The sequence below is a fragment of the Kribbella sp. NBC_00709 genome, assembly GCF_036226565.1.
Classification (GTDB): domain Bacteria; phylum Actinomycetota; class Actinomycetes; order Propionibacteriales; family Kribbellaceae; genus Kribbella.
This window is the reverse complement of the sequence record NZ_CP108996.1, coordinates 3627233-3641028: the sequence shown is the minus strand read 5'-3', so window position 1 is coordinate 3641028 and position 13796 is coordinate 3627233. Positions and strand designations below refer to the sequence as shown.

Sequence of the window (13796 nt, the reverse complement as noted above, 5' to 3'; positions counted from 1 at the left end):
CCAAACCGATTGCCGGACAATCTCACATTTGCAGGCCGTAATTACGGTCAACGAGTCACGAGCAGAACGCCTTGTCGAGGAAGGTGTCGACGGTGGCGTCCGGGTTGGTGGGCAGGTGTGGGGTGACGGCGACGGTTGCCTGGCGGCGGGTGTCGGCGGTGGAGAACGAGTAGGCCTGGTAGGCGAGTGCGTCGCCGTCGTTGCCGTAGACACGGACATGGCAGGCGGTGTCATGCCAGGACAAACCGAGTCCGTAGGTGCCGTGCTCGGTTCCGGCCTGCTTCATCTCGGCGAGCAGTCGCGCCGGGAGCAAGTGGCCGCCGAGCAGGGCGGCGAAGAACCGGTTGAGGTCGTGGGTCGTCGAGATGATGTCGCCGCCGGCACCGAACAGGGTCGGGTTCATCTCGGTGAAGTCGAGCTGCCCGCCGTCCTTCGGCACATATCCGTGCGGATGCGGTCCCGGGATCCGCACCGATGCGCCGGGCATCGTCGTACCGTGCAGTCCCAGCGGGCGGATGATGCGGCGCTCGATCTCCTCGGCGTACGTCCGGCCGGTCACCTTCTTGATGATCTCGCCGACCAGTAGATAGTTGGTGTTCGAGTAGTCGTACTGCGAACCCGGCTTCTTGAACACCGGCGGATTCGCGAGCGCCCGCTGGATCTGCTCGGTCGCGGTCCAGGTCCGGAACTGGAGAGCGTAGAACTCCTCACTCGGCGGCATCGGCAACGTGTTCTTGTAGTCGTACAAACCGCTGGTGTGGTTGAGCAATTCGCGCACCGTGATGTTCTCGCCGTTCGGTACGACGCCCGGCAGCCAATGCTCCACCGAGTCGTCGAGCCGGATCCGTCCTTCGGCAACCAACTGCAGTACGACGGTGGAAACAAACGTCTTGGTGATGCTCCCGGCCCGGAAACGGCCGGCTACCGGGACCTTGTGCGTGGTCCCCAGCTCCGCGACGCCACTGCTGCCCCGCCAGACCTGCGCTCCGTTGCGTACTTCGGCGAGCGCCCCGATCGCCGCCACCCCGTCGAGGTCCTTCTGCAGATCCCCCCGCGACGGCGAAGCCATCGCAACCCCGGGCACCATCGCCGCCACCGCGGCCGTCACCAGTGCAACCATTCCCCGAACCAGCATCCCGATCTCCTCTTGTCTGTCCGAGCCCCTAACCCTTCCGGCCACGGACCACACAGACATCGGGGATCGCCCCGGGATTCACCCCGTGAGCCGACCGACCAATCCATCAAGCTGCTCAGTGGTAACCCCCGAATTCAGCAAGTAGGCCACCGATCCCTTGTATTGCGGCAGTCTGGCCAGGTCAGTGGTTGCAGGCAACCACAGCGATCTGGCCAGACGTTGCCTCAAGCAACTTATGCTGCGGCAGTTGCCTCGGCGAGCTGCTCCGATGTCGGCTGCAGCTGCGGGGTGGCCAAGGTCAGCAGCACGTTGGCCACGGCGAAGGCGGCAGCCGCCAGCAAGCCACGCTCGTACCCTGACTGGAGCGCCTGCAGCTGAGTGGCGCCGTGAGTGAGCTCGTGGGTGGTGTGGCTGATGGAGAGCGTGGTGACAATCGCCAGACCCAGCGCGCCACCGACCTGGTACATCGCATTGACCACACCGGACGCCGCACCGGCCTCAACGGGCCGCACCTCAGAGACAGCGTTGATCTGACCCGGTACGCCGACCCCGATGATGCCGAAGCCGAAAATGATCAGACCGGGCAGCAGCTGCGAGCTGTAGCTACCAGTGGCGTCAGCCTGCGACAGAAGGAGCAGTCCGGCGAGGCTGAGGACCGCACCGCCGAGCTGGACGGTCCGAGTGCCGAGCCGCTGCACCAACTGGGACGCCAGCACCGCACCGACGATCGCCGCGCCCCCCATCGGCAGGAAGTGCACGCCCGCCTCGAGCGCACTGTCGCCGCGCACCTGCTGCAGGTAGATAGCAGTCAAGAAGAACATGGACAGGAAGCCGGCGCCGTTCAACGCCAGCGAAGCACCCGACACACTCAGCGCCCGTGACCGGAACAGTCGCAGCGGCACCAGCGGAGCAGCCGACCGCGATTCCACGACGACGAACGCCGCCAGCATCAGCACACCGGCAGTCAGTACGCCGACCACCTCGAACGATCCCCACCCGGCCGGTTCTGACCGCACGACGCCGTACACGACCGACATCAACCCGGCCGTGCCGAGCACCGCGCCGAGCGTGTCGAACGTACGGCGACCCGTCGAGTGCCGCATGTCCGGGACGAACACGGGGATGAGGGCGATCAGCGCGATCACGATCGGCACGTTCACGAAGAAGACCCATTGCCAGCTGAGCGAGTCCACGAGTACGCCGCCCGCGACGACCCCGAGCGTGCCGCCCAGACCGGCGAGACCGCCCCACACGCCCATAGCGATGTTCCGCTCGCGGCCGTGGGCGAACGTCATGGTCAGGATGGCCAACGCTGCGGGTGACAGCAGCGCTCCGCCGAGGCCCTGGACCGCACGGGCACCGATCAGGAACTCGGGCGAGTTGGAGAGCCCGGCGACGAGGCTGGTCGCGCCGAACAGCACCAGGCCCGCGGTGAACACCCGGCGTGGCCCGAGCAGGTCGGCCATCCGCCCACCGAGCAGCAGGAAGCCGCCGAAGAGCAGTGTGTACGCGTTGATGACCCACTGCAGGGAGTCGGCGGAGAAGTGCAGGTCCGCCTGGATGTGGGGCAGCGCGACGTTCACGATCGTCACGTCGAGCACCACGATGAACTGCGCTAGAGCCAGCACCGCCAGGGTGGCCCAAGGGCTGCGTCGCATTGCCTTACCTCATTCGCCTGAGAGTCTACGCTGTATGTATACGCCGTAAGCTTACGGAGTAGACAGTAGGTCTACGGTGTAGACTTGTCAACGTGATCACCAAAGAGACCCCCCGCCGCCTCGATCCGGAGAAGGTCGTCGACAGCGCCCTGACCATCGCCGACGACGAAGGACCGGCCGCGGTCTCGTTCCGGAAGCTGGCCGCGCAGCACGACGTCACACCGATGGCGCTGTACCGGCACTTCAAGGACAAGGACGACCTGCTGGCCGCGCTGGGCGACCGGCTACTGGCGGACGTCGTACTGCCGGAGCCGACCGACGAGCGGTGGGACAAGCAGTTGCACGCGGTGCTGACCGCGTTCGTGACCGCTTTGCGCGGTCACCCGCGGCTGGCGGACCTGACGCTGAGCCGGATCCTGATCGCCGAGCCCGGGCTGGCGCTGGCCGAGCGGGCGCTGACACTGCTGGTCGAAGGCGGATTCACCCCCGACGACGCGGCCGAGGTCGGCCGGCAGGCGATCTGCTCGCTGATCTCACTGGTGACCACCGACCCGATCGCCCGCGAGGTGAACGACCCGGAGGCCCGCGAGGCGTCCCTGCGGCGGAAGCGGGCATCCCTCGGCGCCCTGTCCCCCGAGCGCTACCCGCTGATCACCTCCGCCGCCGGCGCCCTGATCTGCCCGGAGTCCCGGGACCGGTACTACGACATCGGCCTCGACCTTGTCGTCGCCGGAATCCGAGGCGTACGCGACTGAAGTGGTCCCCTGCGCAGGCACAACCTCTCATTATTGGGCCGAATGGCCGCCCGCGCGCGGGTTGTGCATGCGCGCAGGTCCGCGTGTACACACCCCACCACGGTCCGGAGAGGACTACGCTCCGAAAGCGACACCACTCTCTATGGAGGTACATCGATGGCGGGGAAGTTCGAGCTGTACAAGGACAAGTCCGGCGAGTTCCGGTTTCGTCTGAAGGCCGGCAACGGCGAGATCATCGCGACCAGCAGCGAGAGCTACAAGACCAAGGCCGCAGCCGAGAACGGCATCGAGTCGATCAAGAAGAACGCAGCCGACGCGAAGGTCGACGACCAGACCGACTGAAACGTCAAGCAAACAAGGGGGTTCTCCACAGTCTGTGGAGAACCCCCTTCGCTTGGAAGTGGTCAGAGACCGTCCGCGAACTCGACCCCGCGAACCTCGACGCCGAGGCCGTCGATCCCCGCGTCCGGGATCATCGCGGCCAGCTCGCAGGCGCGCTCCCGGGACGCCACGTCGACCAGGTAGTAGCCGCCGAGGAACTCCTTCGACTCCACGAACGGCCCGTCGGTCACGGCCGGGAGGCCACCCCGGACCGTGACGACCGCGGACTGCGCCGGCTGCTGCAGGGCGACGGTGCTGTGGAACTCGCCCGACGCCTTGATCGTGTCGATGAACTTCTGGTGCCCGGTGCCGATGGCCTGCTGCTCCTCGTCGGACAGCGCGGCCAGCACGTCGGGGTTGATGTTCAGGACCAGTAGGTACTTCACGGTGTCTCCTTCACCCGTGGCCCCCGGATTGGGCGCCTCTCGTCCTCAGTACGGAGCGGGCAGGCGCACTTTGACATCGCCCGCGGATAACGTCTGATCGTGCTGAGTCTCACAGATGTCCGGGCCGCCGCTGAGCGCCTGAAGGGTGTCGCACACCGTACGCCGGTTCTCACCTCACGAACCCTCGACGAACGCGTCGGCGCCGAGGTGTTCCTGAAGGCGGAGAACTTCCAGCGGATCGGTGCATTCAAGTTCCGGGGCGCGTACAACGCGATCAGCCGGCTCTCCCCGGAGCAGCTCCACGCCGGCGTCGCGGCGTACTCGTCCGGCAACCACGCGCAGGCAGTCGCGCTCGCGGCACGGCTCGCGGGGACGAGCGCGGTCATCCTGATGCCCGCCGATGCGCCGCCGACGAAGGTCGCTGCCACCCGCGGGTACGGCGCCGAGGTGGTGACGTACGACCGGTACACACAGGATCGGACCGCGCTGGCCACGGAACTGGCGTCGGAGCGCGGGCGCACGCTGATCCCGCCGTACGACCACTGGGATGTGATGGCCGGGCAGGGGACGGTCGCGCTCGAACTGCTCGAAGAGGTCGGGCACCTCGGCGCGCTGCTGATTCCAGTCGGTGGTGGTGGGCTGATGGCCGGCTGCGCGACCGCGGCGACGCTGATGTGTCCGGGGATCCGGATGATCGGGGTCGAGCCGGCCGCCGGCGACGATCACGCCCGCTCGCTGGCCGCGGGCGAGCGGGTGGAGATCGCCGTACCGCGGACGATCGCGGACGGGCAGGCGATCTCGACGCCCGGCGAACTGACCTTCACGGTGAACCAGCGACTGGTGGAGTCGTTCGAGTTGGTCAGCGACGAGGAGATCGTGGCCGCGATGGCGTTCGCGTTCGAGCGACTGAAGATCGTGCTCGAGCCGAGCGGAGCGAGCGCGCTGGCCGCGTTGCTGGCCGGACGGATCCACGGGCTGCCCGAGCGCGTCGGAGTGGTGCTTTCAGGCGGGAATGTTGGCCTGGAGCGGTTCCGCGAGCTGCTCGGAAATAGCTGAATCCGCAAGAACTTTAGGGTGCCCTGACCACCCTCTGTGCCCGTTGTCACAGATAGCCACCATTGGTTGTGACCGAGGTCACATCGGAGTCCACATTCGCCGCCTGCGCCCCGCTCAGATGCGCTCAGGACACCTGGTGTTCACCCAGGCTCGTTGATCCGTCAGAAGCCCCCTCAGAGCCATTCGGGAGGGACTTTGTGGATCTGAGGGTTTGCGTCGTGATCGTTCTGTTATACAGTCGTCGGCGGTTCGGTAAACAACACGAACCGCACACGGGTCAACGCCGAGCCCTGCCAGGGCCCATGTGCTCCCCTCGAATGACATGGCAGGGGTGGGGAACCCAGGAAGTTGGGTCTCGACCGTGAGTGGTCGAAGCCCTGGGGTGAAGTCCGCGGGAGCGGACCGGGCTATGAATCCCAGCCCGAACCCGACAGCTAACTTCACAGGCGTCGGGAGACAACCATGCCCGTCACTGCCCGACGGACGTCGCTTACGCGCGCCGTCAGCCAGCTTGCCAGTACCGACCGGCCTACCGGCCGGACCCTGGCGAAGCACCGTAGAAACACCAGCAAGCCCGCGACGCCTCGCGCCGCGGCCGCCGTCCTCTCGGTCGGCCTCGCTGTCGGCGGTGGAGCCGCCCTCAGCATCAGCACCACCCCGGCGACTGCCTCGGCGGCCACCATGACCGCTGCTCAGCAGCGCGGCCACATGAGCATCCCGAGCCGGCCGTTGCTCCGGTTCCGCGACTCCGGCCCGACGGTCAAGTACGTCCAGCGCGCCCTGCACCTGGGGCCGGACGGCTACTTCGGCACCAGCACCGTCCGGGTGCTGAAGAAGTTCCAGACCTCCTGGGGTCTGAAGGCCACCGGCTACATGGACAAGAACACCTGGGGCCGGCTCACCTGGGCCGCCAAGCACAAGGTGCTCTACGGCAAGTACGGCGCCTCCAGCGGCACCACCACGTTCCGGGCCAAGGTGCTCCGGGAGGCGGCCAAGCTCAAGGGCACGCCGTACCGCTACGGTGGCACGACCACACGCGGTTTCGACTGCTCCGGCTACACCGGCTTCGTGTACAAGAAGGCCGGCCACAAGCTGCCGAGGACGGCGCGCCAGCAGTACAGCGCGACCAAGCACATCAGCCGCAAGGCCGCCAAGCCGGGTGACCTCGTGTTCTTCCGCAACGGTGGCGGCGGCGTGTACCACGTCGGCATCTACGCCGGCGGGAACATGCTGTGGCACGCCTCCAAGCCGGGACGTCCGGTTGCCAAGGCGAAGATCTGGACCAGCAGCGTGGCCTTCGGCCATATCTGAGTCCTGACCGGTCGGCGCCCTCCCCCCATCGGGTGCCGTCGGTCGTCAGCGTCCTATCCCCCCAGGCTCGCTGACCACTGAAACCGGCTCGAGCCGTCGATCCCCCACCCCTCCGACGGCCGGGCCGGTTTCCTCTTCAGTCGTCCAGCAGACCGGCTTCGTAGGCCAGGATCGCGACCTGGACCCGGTTGGTGGCGTCGAGCTTCACGAGCGCCCGGGAGACGTGGGCCTTCACGGTGGCCTCGCTCATGAAGAGCTTCCGGCCGATGTCGGCGTTCTGCAGGCCGCGGCCGACCTCGACCAGCACCTCGCGCTCCCGCTCGGTCAGCTTGGTGATCCGCTCCCGCGCGGCCCGCCGCCGGTCCGTCCGCGGGTCCCCGGCGAAGTGCCCGATCAGCCGCCTGGTCACCGCCGGCGACAGCATCGCGTCCCCGGCCGCGACGACCTTGATCGCCTGCACCAGCTCGCGCGGCGGCGTGTCCTTGAGCAGGAACCCACTGGCCCCCGCCTGCAAGGCGCGGAACACGTAGTCGTCCAGGTCGAACGTCGTCAGTACGACGATCTTCGGCGGATCCGGCAGCGCCTGCACCTCACGGGTCGCGGCCAGGCCGTCCAGCCGCGGCATCCGGATGTCCATCAGCACGACGTCCGGCCGGTGCTCCTTGACCATCGTCGCGGCGTCGGCGCCGTCCTCGGCCTCGGCGACCACCTCGAGCTCGTCGTCGGACTCGAGGATCATCTTCAGCCCGGCCCGCACCAGCGCCTCGTCGTCCACGATCAGCAGCCGCGTCATCGTTCTCCTTCGTCCACGAACACAGGCTCGGCTTCCTGCCGACGGTCGTCCCACGGCAGCCAGGCTTCGACCCGCCAGCCGCCTTCTACGGTCGGCCCGGTCGTCAGCCGCCCGCCGGCCAGCTGCACCCGCTCTCGCAGGCCCACCAGGCCCGCACCGGCGCCAGGCAGCAGTGAACCAGCAGCCACCGGTCGCAAGTTCGTCACCCTGACCGTCACACCCTCGCCCCGGGCGCCATGCACCCGTACGTCGGTCGCGGCGCCGCGGGCGTGCTTGTGCACATTGGTCAGCGACTCCTGCACCAGCCGATAGACGGTCCGCCCGATCGAGTCCGGTACGTCGCCCGGCAGCGCAACGTCGTACCCGACGGTCACCCCCGCGTCCCGGGATGCCTCGATCAGCCGCTCCAGATCCGCGGCCTGCGGCACCGGGGCCAGATCGGCGCCCGCGACGCTGACGTCGGACCGCAGTACGCCGAGAACCTCGCGGAGGTCCTCCATCGCCTGCCGCGCGGTCTCGCGGATCAGCTTGGCCGAACCTTCGACCTTGTCCGCGCCGACGGCCGGGTTCACCTCGAGGCCGCCCGCGTGCAGCGCGATCAGCGAGACCTTGTGCGCGAGGACGTCGTGCATCTCCTGGGCGATCCGGGCCCGCTCGCCCAGCCGGGCCTGCTCGCTCCGCAGCTCACGCTCGGCCTCGGCGCGCTCGGCCCGGTCCCGCAGCGACGCCATCAGGTCCCGGCGGGCGCCGACGTACGCGCCGATCGCGACCCACGTCCCGACCAGGAACGGCCCGGTGAATATGGGCACCCAGATCGATCCCTTGCCACCCCAGGTGTTCAGGACGTAGGCGGCGTACGACGCGAGACCGAGGATCGCCAGCGCCAGGTCGCGGCGACGGATCGACAACGTCAGCAGGGCCAGCCCCATCGGGACGAAGATCCCACCCGTCAGCATCGCGACGACGGTGATCGCGGTGACCGTCACCGGGAACCGCCGGCGCCAGAGCAGCGCGACCGAGGCGACGATGCCGGCACCGAGGACGTACCAGTCCTTGGGTCCCCACCCGCCGCCACCGGACGCGGCCTGGGCGACGATCGTGAGCAGGCTGAAGCCGAGGTACAGGAAGTCGCGCAGGCGCGGGGCATGCCTGACCCACCAGGCGTACCACCGGCGCAACCGTCGCATTCCGTCACTGTAGTTGGACGGTCGACGCGATCACGTCCCTCTTCCGGGTGGGTTCCGGGCCGTCCCGGACAACTTTCGTAGGGGGTGGTTGCAGCCGCTCGTCCGATGTGGAGCAGGGGTCCTGGACGGTTGACTCGATGTCATGATCACCGTCGAGAACCTGACCAAGCGGTACGGCAGCACCACGGCTGTCCAGGACGTGTCGTTCACCGTCCAGCCGGGCAGCATCACCGGCTTCCTCGGCCCGAACGGCGCCGGCAAGTCCACCACGCTGCGGATGCTCACCGGCCTCACGCCGCCGAGCTCCGGCACCGCCACCATCACCGGCAAGCGGTACGCCGACCTGCCGAACCCCGGCCGGGTCGTCGGGGTCATGCTGGACGCCGCCGCGCAGCACCCGGGCCGCACCGGCCGCGAGACGCTGCTGCTGAACGCGAGCCTGCTCGGGGTGCCGAAGGCCCGCGCCGACGAGATGCTCGAGGCGGTCGGCCTCAGCCACGCCGCGAAGCGCCGCGTCGGTCAGTACTCGCTCGGCATGCGCCAGCGGCTCGGCATCGCCAGCGCGCTGCTCGGCGACCCCGCCGTACTGATCCTCGACGAGCCTGCCAACGGGATGGACCCGGAGGGCATCCGGTGGATGCGCGGGCTGCTGCAGGACTTCGCCGCCCGTGGCGGCACGGTGATCCTGTCCAGCCACCTGCTCGGTGAGGTGCAGGCGACCGTCGACCGCCTGGTCGTCATCGGCGGCGGCCGGATCGTCGCCAACGGCTCCCTGGACGAACTGCTGGCCGGGACCGGCACCCTCGTCCGCGGCCTCGACCCGATCGGCCTGAACCAGGCCCTGACCGCGGCCGGCCTGGACCTCGAGCCGCTCACCGATGGCTCGCTGCGCGTCGACGCCACCGCCGAGCAGGTCGGGCGGGCCGCCGCCGCTGCCGGTCAGATCCTGATCGAACTCCGCCAGAGCGACGGCGCCGGCCTGGAGGACCTGTTCTTCCAGCTGACCGCCCAGCCGTCGCAGCCTGCCGCCCTGGCCGCCTGATCACACCTACTTCTGGAGCATCGCTATGACCACCGTGACCGAAGATGTCCCGACCACCGCGCCGGCCAAACACCGCGCCGAGGTTGCGACCGCCTTGCCGCCTGCCCGCGGGCAGTCCTTCCTGAAACTAGTTGCAATCGAACTACGCAAATCCGTCAACACCCGCAGCGGCCGCGTGCTGATCGCCGCGATCCTGCTGATCGCGCTGGCCGCCCTGACCTGGCAGATCACTCACCTGCCGCTGGGAGCAGCCGGCTTCGACGGCTTCCTCGGCGCTGCCTCCACCGGAGTGATGCTTCTGCTGCCCGTGATCGGCGTGATGGCGATGACGTCGGAGTGGACGCAGCGGACCGCGCTGACCACGTTCACTCTGTCGCCGCGCCGGGTCCGCGTGCAGCTGGCCAAGTTCGTCTCCGCCGTCGTGCTGAGTGCGGTCGTGATGACCGGAGTGGTCGTGCTGGCGCTCGCGAGCACCGCGCTCGCCGGTGGGATCACCGACCACGCGTCGTCGTACGCCGGACTCGGCGGGCAACTCGCCGGGGCCTACCTGACGGTGGCGCTGAACGTCGTGATGGGTGCCGCGTTCGGTGCGGTGATCCCGCAGACCGCGGTCGCGATCCTGGCGTACTTCATCGCGCCGACCGCGTGGTCGCTGGCCGGCCCGGCGCTGTTCAAGGACAACGCGAACTACCTGGACGTGTTCGGGGCACTCGGCCGGATCGCGGAGCGTGACCTGCACGGGATGGTGCCCGAGACGCTGACCGCGGTAGGGGTCTGGATCGTCCTGCCGACCATCGTCGGACTGTGGGCAAGCTCACGTCGCGAGGTCAAGTAACGGGGTCGGACGCGGTGGGGCGGGCCGGTTTGAGGGGACCGGCCCGCCCCGCCGATGCTGTGATCGGACCTCTCCGGGGTCCGGGCCGGGGGCGGTGCGTGTGTCGATCCTCCGCTCCGGGTATCCTTGAACCACGATTACTGACGACTGATCCGTGGGCGCCACGCAGCGTACCCGGTTGACTTGTGCGAGGGGGTCGACGCTATGGGGCGCGGCCGTGCAAAGGCCAAGCAGACGAAGGTCGCACGCGACCTGAAGTACCGCACCTGGGACACCGACTTGGACCAGCTCAAGCGTGAGCTGTCCGGTGACCAGGGTGGCGACCGTTCTGCAAACGGTGACAACGACGGCGACGGTGACGACGCCGACGACTACCACCCCCGTCGGTAAGCATTAGCCCGGCTGAGCTGCTCAGCGCACCCTGGTGCTCTGGGCAGCTCACCGTGCGCCCGACGAGTTTCACCACACCAGCACCATGTCGAGCAGTCCGTCGTACCTGAAGGACTGCTCGACCGGTGCCGGGCTACTTGGCCGCCGGGCTACTTGGCGTAGGCGCCTTCCAGCGCGACGGTGCCGCCTGGGGCCGCGGTGACTTCGCCGCACACCCACGCGGGGATGTCGCGGGCGGCCAGCGCCTGGATCGCCGCGTCGGCGACCGACGGGTCGAGTACTGCGACCATGCCGGCGCCCATGTTCAGCGTCTTCTCCAGCTCCGGCAGCGCTACGTCGCCCAGCAGTCCGACGAGTCCGAAGATCGGCGCCGGTGTCCAGGTCGACCGGTCGATCCGGACCGACAGCTGGTCGGGGATGACCCGCGCCAGATTCGCCGCGAAGCCGCCCCCGGTGATGTGCGACATCGCGTGCAGCGGCCGCTCGTCCGCGTCGTTCAGCTCCTGGATCAGCTCCAGGCAGTGCTTGGCATACACGCGGGTCGGCGTCAGCAGCACCTCGCCCAGCGTCGCACCGAGCTCCGGCACCTCGCGGTCCAGGGTCCACTTGGCGCGCTCGAAGAAGACGTGCCGGACCAGGCTGTACCCGTTCGAGTGCAGTCCCGACGACGCCATCGCCAGTACGACGTCGCCCGCGCGCACCCGCTCCGCGCCGAGCACCTCGTCGGCCTCGACGACCCCGGTCGCCGCGCCCGCCACGTCGTACTCGTCGGCCTTCAGCAGGCCCGGGTGTTCCGCGGTCTCGCCGCCGACCAGCGCCGTACCGGCCTCGACACACGCCTCGGCGATGCCCTTCACGATCTGCGCGATCGTCTCCGGCACCACCTTGCCGGTGCAGATGTAGTCGGTCATGAACAGCGGCTCGGCGCCGCACACGACCAGGTCGTCGACGACCATCCCGACCAGGTCGAACCCGATCGTGTCGTGCCTGTCCAGCTTCTGCGCGATCGCGACCTTGGTCCCGATCCCGTCCGTCGACGTCGCCAGCAGCGGCCGCCGGTACGACGTCAGGGCGGTCGCGTCGAACAGGCCGGCGAACCCGCCCAGCCCACCGACCACCTCGGGGCGGGTCGCCTTCGCCACCCACTCCTTCATCAGCTCGACGGCCCGGTCACCGGCCTCGATGTCGACCCCGGCGGACGCGTAGCTCGCGCCTTCGCTCACGTTCTTCTCCTCGGTACGGCGTACTCCGGGCTCCCGGCGTACGCCGTCCTCCCGGGGGACTGGATTACGGGCGGCTCAGCGCGTCGGCGGCACCGCCACCGCCGGAGATCGTCGCCAGACCGTCGACGTCGGTGCTCACCGGCAGCTCGAGCAGGTGCTTGCCGAGGTGCTCCGGGTCGGGCAGGGCGACCGGGTACACACCGTCGAAGCAGGCCCGGCAGAGCCGCTCCTTCGGGACCGTGGTCGCCTCGACCAGATTGTCCAGGCTGATGTACCCGAGCGAGTCGGCGCCGAGCGAACGGCAGATCTCCTCGGTGTTCAGCCCGTTGGCGATCAGCTCGGCGCGGCTGGCGAAGTCGATGCCGTAGAAGCACGGCCACTTCACCGGCGGCGCGGTGATCCGGACGTGGATCTCCTTCGCGCCGGCCTCGCGCAGCATCCGGATGACCGCGCGCTGGGTGTTGCCGCGGACGATCGTGTCGTCGACCACGACCAGACGCTTGCCCTCGATCACCTCGCGGAGCGGGTTCAGCTTCAGGCGGATGCCGAGCTGGCGGATCGTCTGGCTGGGCTGGATGAACGTGCGGCCGACGTACGCGTTCTTGACCAGACCGGAGCCGTACGGGATCCCGGACTCCTCGGCGTACCCGATCGCGCCCGGCGTACCGGACTCGGGGGTCGCGATGACCAGGTCCGCGTCGGCCGGGTGCTCCTTGGCGAGCTTGCGGCCGATCTCGACCCGGGTCGAGTAGATCCGCTGGCCGGAGATCTGGGTGTCCGGGCGGGCCAGGTACACGAACTCGAACAGGCAGCCCTTCGGGTCCGGCTCGGCGAACTTGGTCGAGCGGAGGCCGTCGGCGTCGATCGCGACGATCTCGCCCGGCTCGATCTCACGGATGAAGGACGCACCGACGATGTCGAGAGCCGCTGTCTCGCTGGCGGCCACCCAGCCGCGCTCCAGCCGGCCGAGGACCAGCGGGCGGATGCCCTGTGGGTCGCGGGCGGCGTACAGGGTGTTCTCGTCCATGAAGATCAGGCTGTAGGCGCCCTTGACCTTCGGGAGGATCTTGGCCGCGGCCTGCTCGATGGTCAGGTCCGGGTACCCGGCGAGCATCGAGGTGAGGATGTCGGTGTCGCTCGACGCACCGTGCTTCGCGTTCGCCTTCGCGTGGTCGACGTCGGCGTTGAGGCCGAGGTCGAGCTCGCCTTCACCGTTCAGGCTGGCGGCGAGCTCGCTGGTGTTGGTCAGGTTGCCGTTGTGGCCGAGCGCAATCGAACCGGTCGCGGTGGAACGGAACGTCGGCTGCGCGTTGGCCCACACACTGGAACCGGTCGTCGAGTACCGGCAGTGGCCGATCGCGATATGCCCTCTGAGCGACGCCAGCGTCGCCTCGTCGAAGGCCTGGCTGACCAGCCCCATGTCCTTGTAGACCAGAATCTGCGACCCGTTACTGACCGCGATCCCCGCCGACTCCTGCCCCCGGTGCTGCAAGGCATAGAGCCCGTAGTAGGTGAGCTTGGCAACCTCTTCACCAGGCGCCCAAACCCCAAACACCCCACAAGCATCCTGCGGACCCAGATCCTGCGGGTCGAGTTCATGAGTAAGCCGACCATCGCCACGAGCCACACCCACAGTCTACGGGA

Annotated in this window: 14 protein-coding genes and 1 riboswitch; of the genes, 7 read left to right on the top strand and 7 right to left on the bottom strand. The window is 68.6% G+C overall.

The genetic code is table 11. From position 1 onward, the window contains the following. Nucleotides 1–55: 55 nt before the first annotated feature. Nucleotides 56–1135: a serine hydrolase domain-containing protein gene (locus OHA18_RS17935; protein ID WP_329005252.1), complete on the bottom strand. Its 1080-nt coding sequence runs from the start codon at nt 1133–1135 to the stop codon at nt 56–58. Between the two features lie 233 nt (nt 1136–1368). Then, a complete protein-coding gene (locus OHA18_RS17930; protein WP_329005251.1) occupies nt 1369–2793 on the bottom strand; it encodes a DHA2 family efflux MFS transporter permease subunit in 1425 nt (474 codons plus the stop codon). Between the two features lie 92 nt (nt 2794–2885). On the opposite strand from OHA18_RS17930, the gene OHA18_RS17925 reads away from it, so the two are divergent. Next, a complete protein-coding gene (locus OHA18_RS17925) occupies nt 2886–3548 on the top strand; it encodes a TetR/AcrR family transcriptional regulator (protein ID WP_329005250.1) in 663 nt (220 codons plus the stop codon). A 156-nt stretch (nt 3549–3704) separates the two neighbouring features. Continuing rightward, nucleotides 3705–3890 carry a YegP family protein gene (locus OHA18_RS17920; RefSeq protein ID WP_134121754.1) on the top strand — a complete coding sequence of 62 codons (186 nt, stop codon included), beginning with the start codon at nt 3705–3707 and terminating at the stop codon, nt 3888–3890. A 62-nt stretch (nt 3891–3952) separates the two neighbouring features. On the opposite strand, the gene OHA18_RS17915 is transcribed toward OHA18_RS17920, so the two are convergent. Beyond that, the gene (locus OHA18_RS17915; protein ID WP_329005249.1) at nt 3953–4315 is read right to left on the bottom strand and encodes a YciI family protein; all 363 of its coding nucleotides are present in this window, start codon (nt 4313–4315) and stop codon (nt 3953–3955) included. Nucleotides 4316–4414: 99 nt separating this feature from the next. Between OHA18_RS17915 and OHA18_RS17910 the strand changes: the two genes are divergently transcribed. Further along, nucleotides 4415–5371 carry a pyridoxal-phosphate dependent enzyme gene (locus OHA18_RS17910; RefSeq protein ID WP_329005248.1) on the top strand — a complete coding sequence of 319 codons (957 nt, stop codon included), beginning with the start codon at nt 4415–4417 and terminating at the stop codon, nt 5369–5371. Between the two features lie 295 nt (nt 5372–5666). Then, nucleotides 5667–5834, top strand: a riboswitch (cyclic di-AMP (ydaO/yuaA leader). Beyond that, nucleotides 5834–6682: a C40 family peptidase gene (locus tag OHA18_RS17905; RefSeq protein WP_329005247.1), complete on the top strand. Its 849-nt coding sequence runs from the start codon at nt 5834–5836 to the stop codon at nt 6680–6682. (Overlaps the previous riboswitch by 1 nt.) Before the next feature lie 136 nt (nt 6683–6818). Here the strand turns inward: OHA18_RS17905 and OHA18_RS17900 are convergent, their stop codons facing one another. Then, a complete protein-coding gene (locus tag OHA18_RS17900; protein ID WP_329005246.1) occupies nt 6819–7475 on the bottom strand; it encodes a response regulator transcription factor in 657 nt (218 codons plus the stop codon). Continuing rightward, nucleotides 7472–8662 (bottom strand): sensor histidine kinase, encoded by a 1191-nt coding sequence (locus tag OHA18_RS17895; protein WP_329005245.1) that lies wholly within the window; start codon nt 8660–8662, stop codon nt 7472–7474. Before OHA18_RS17895 ends, OHA18_RS17900 begins: the two co-directional genes overlap by 4 nt. Nucleotides 8663–8804: 142 nt before the next feature. Between OHA18_RS17895 and OHA18_RS17890 the strand changes: the two genes are divergently transcribed. The 3 genes from OHA18_RS17890 to OHA18_RS17880 all read left to right on the top strand — a co-directional run bounded on the left by OHA18_RS17890 (nt 8805) and on the right by OHA18_RS17880 (nt 10929). Further along, nucleotides 8805–9704, top strand: a complete 900-nt coding sequence (locus tag OHA18_RS17890; protein ID WP_329005244.1) for an ABC transporter ATP-binding protein — start codon at nt 8805–8807, stop codon at nt 9702–9704. Nucleotides 9705–9729: 25 nt separating this feature from the next. Further along, nucleotides 9730–10539 (top strand): ABC transporter permease, encoded by an 810-nt coding sequence (locus OHA18_RS17885; protein WP_329005243.1) that lies wholly within the window; start codon nt 9730–9732, stop codon nt 10537–10539. Nucleotides 10540–10743: 204 nt separating this feature from the next. Beyond that, nucleotides 10744–10929, top strand: coding sequence for a DUF3073 domain-containing protein (locus OHA18_RS17880; RefSeq protein WP_131293116.1), 186 nt, complete (start codon nt 10744–10746; stop codon nt 10927–10929). Between the two features lie 149 nt (nt 10930–11078). On the opposite strand, the gene purM is transcribed toward OHA18_RS17880, so the two are convergent. Together purM and purF are read right to left on the bottom strand one after the other, a co-directional pair. Beyond that, entirely contained in the window at nt 11079–12152 is a 1074-nt protein-coding gene (gene purM / locus OHA18_RS17875) for a phosphoribosylformylglycinamidine cyclo-ligase (protein WP_329005242.1), read from the bottom strand. A gap of 64 nt (nt 12153–12216) precedes the next feature. Continuing rightward, nucleotides 12217–13779 carry an amidophosphoribosyltransferase gene (purF, locus tag OHA18_RS17870; protein ID WP_329005241.1) on the bottom strand — a complete coding sequence of 521 codons (1563 nt, stop codon included), beginning with the start codon at nt 13777–13779 and terminating at the stop codon, nt 12217–12219. Nucleotides 13780–13796: the final 17 nt, after the last annotated feature.

What these genes read in the sequence shown, in the direction of transcription:
- OHA18_RS17935 (WP_329005252.1), bottom strand. Translation starts at nt 1,135, where the DNA reads ATGCTGGTTCGGGGAATGGTTGCACTGGTGACGGCCGCGGTGGCGGCG.
- OHA18_RS17905 (WP_329005247.1), top strand. Translation starts at nt 5,834, where the DNA reads ATGCCCGTCACTGCCCGACGGACGTCGCTTACGCGCGCCGTCAGCCAG.
- OHA18_RS17885 (WP_329005243.1), top strand. Translation starts at nt 9,730, where the DNA reads ATGACCACCGTGACCGAAGATGTCCCGACCACCGCGCCGGCCAAACAC.
- OHA18_RS17880 (WP_131293116.1), top strand. Translation starts at nt 10,744, where the DNA reads ATGGGGCGCGGCCGTGCAAAGGCCAAGCAGACGAAGGTCGCACGCGAC.
- OHA18_RS17895 (WP_329005245.1), bottom strand. Translation starts at nt 8,662, where the DNA reads ATGCGACGGTTGCGCCGGTGGTACGCCTGGTGGGTCAGGCATGCCCCG.
- OHA18_RS17900 (WP_329005246.1), bottom strand. Translation starts at nt 7,475, where the DNA reads ATGACGCGGCTGCTGATCGTGGACGACGAGGCGCTGGTGCGGGCCGGG.
- OHA18_RS17930 (WP_329005251.1), bottom strand. Translation starts at nt 2,793, where the DNA reads ATGCGACGCAGCCCTTGGGCCACCCTGGCGGTGCTGGCTCTAGCGCAG.
- OHA18_RS17890 (WP_329005244.1), top strand. Translation starts at nt 8,805, where the DNA reads ATGATCACCGTCGAGAACCTGACCAAGCGGTACGGCAGCACCACGGCT.
- OHA18_RS17920 (WP_134121754.1), top strand. Translation starts at nt 3,705, where the DNA reads ATGGCGGGGAAGTTCGAGCTGTACAAGGACAAGTCCGGCGAGTTCCGG.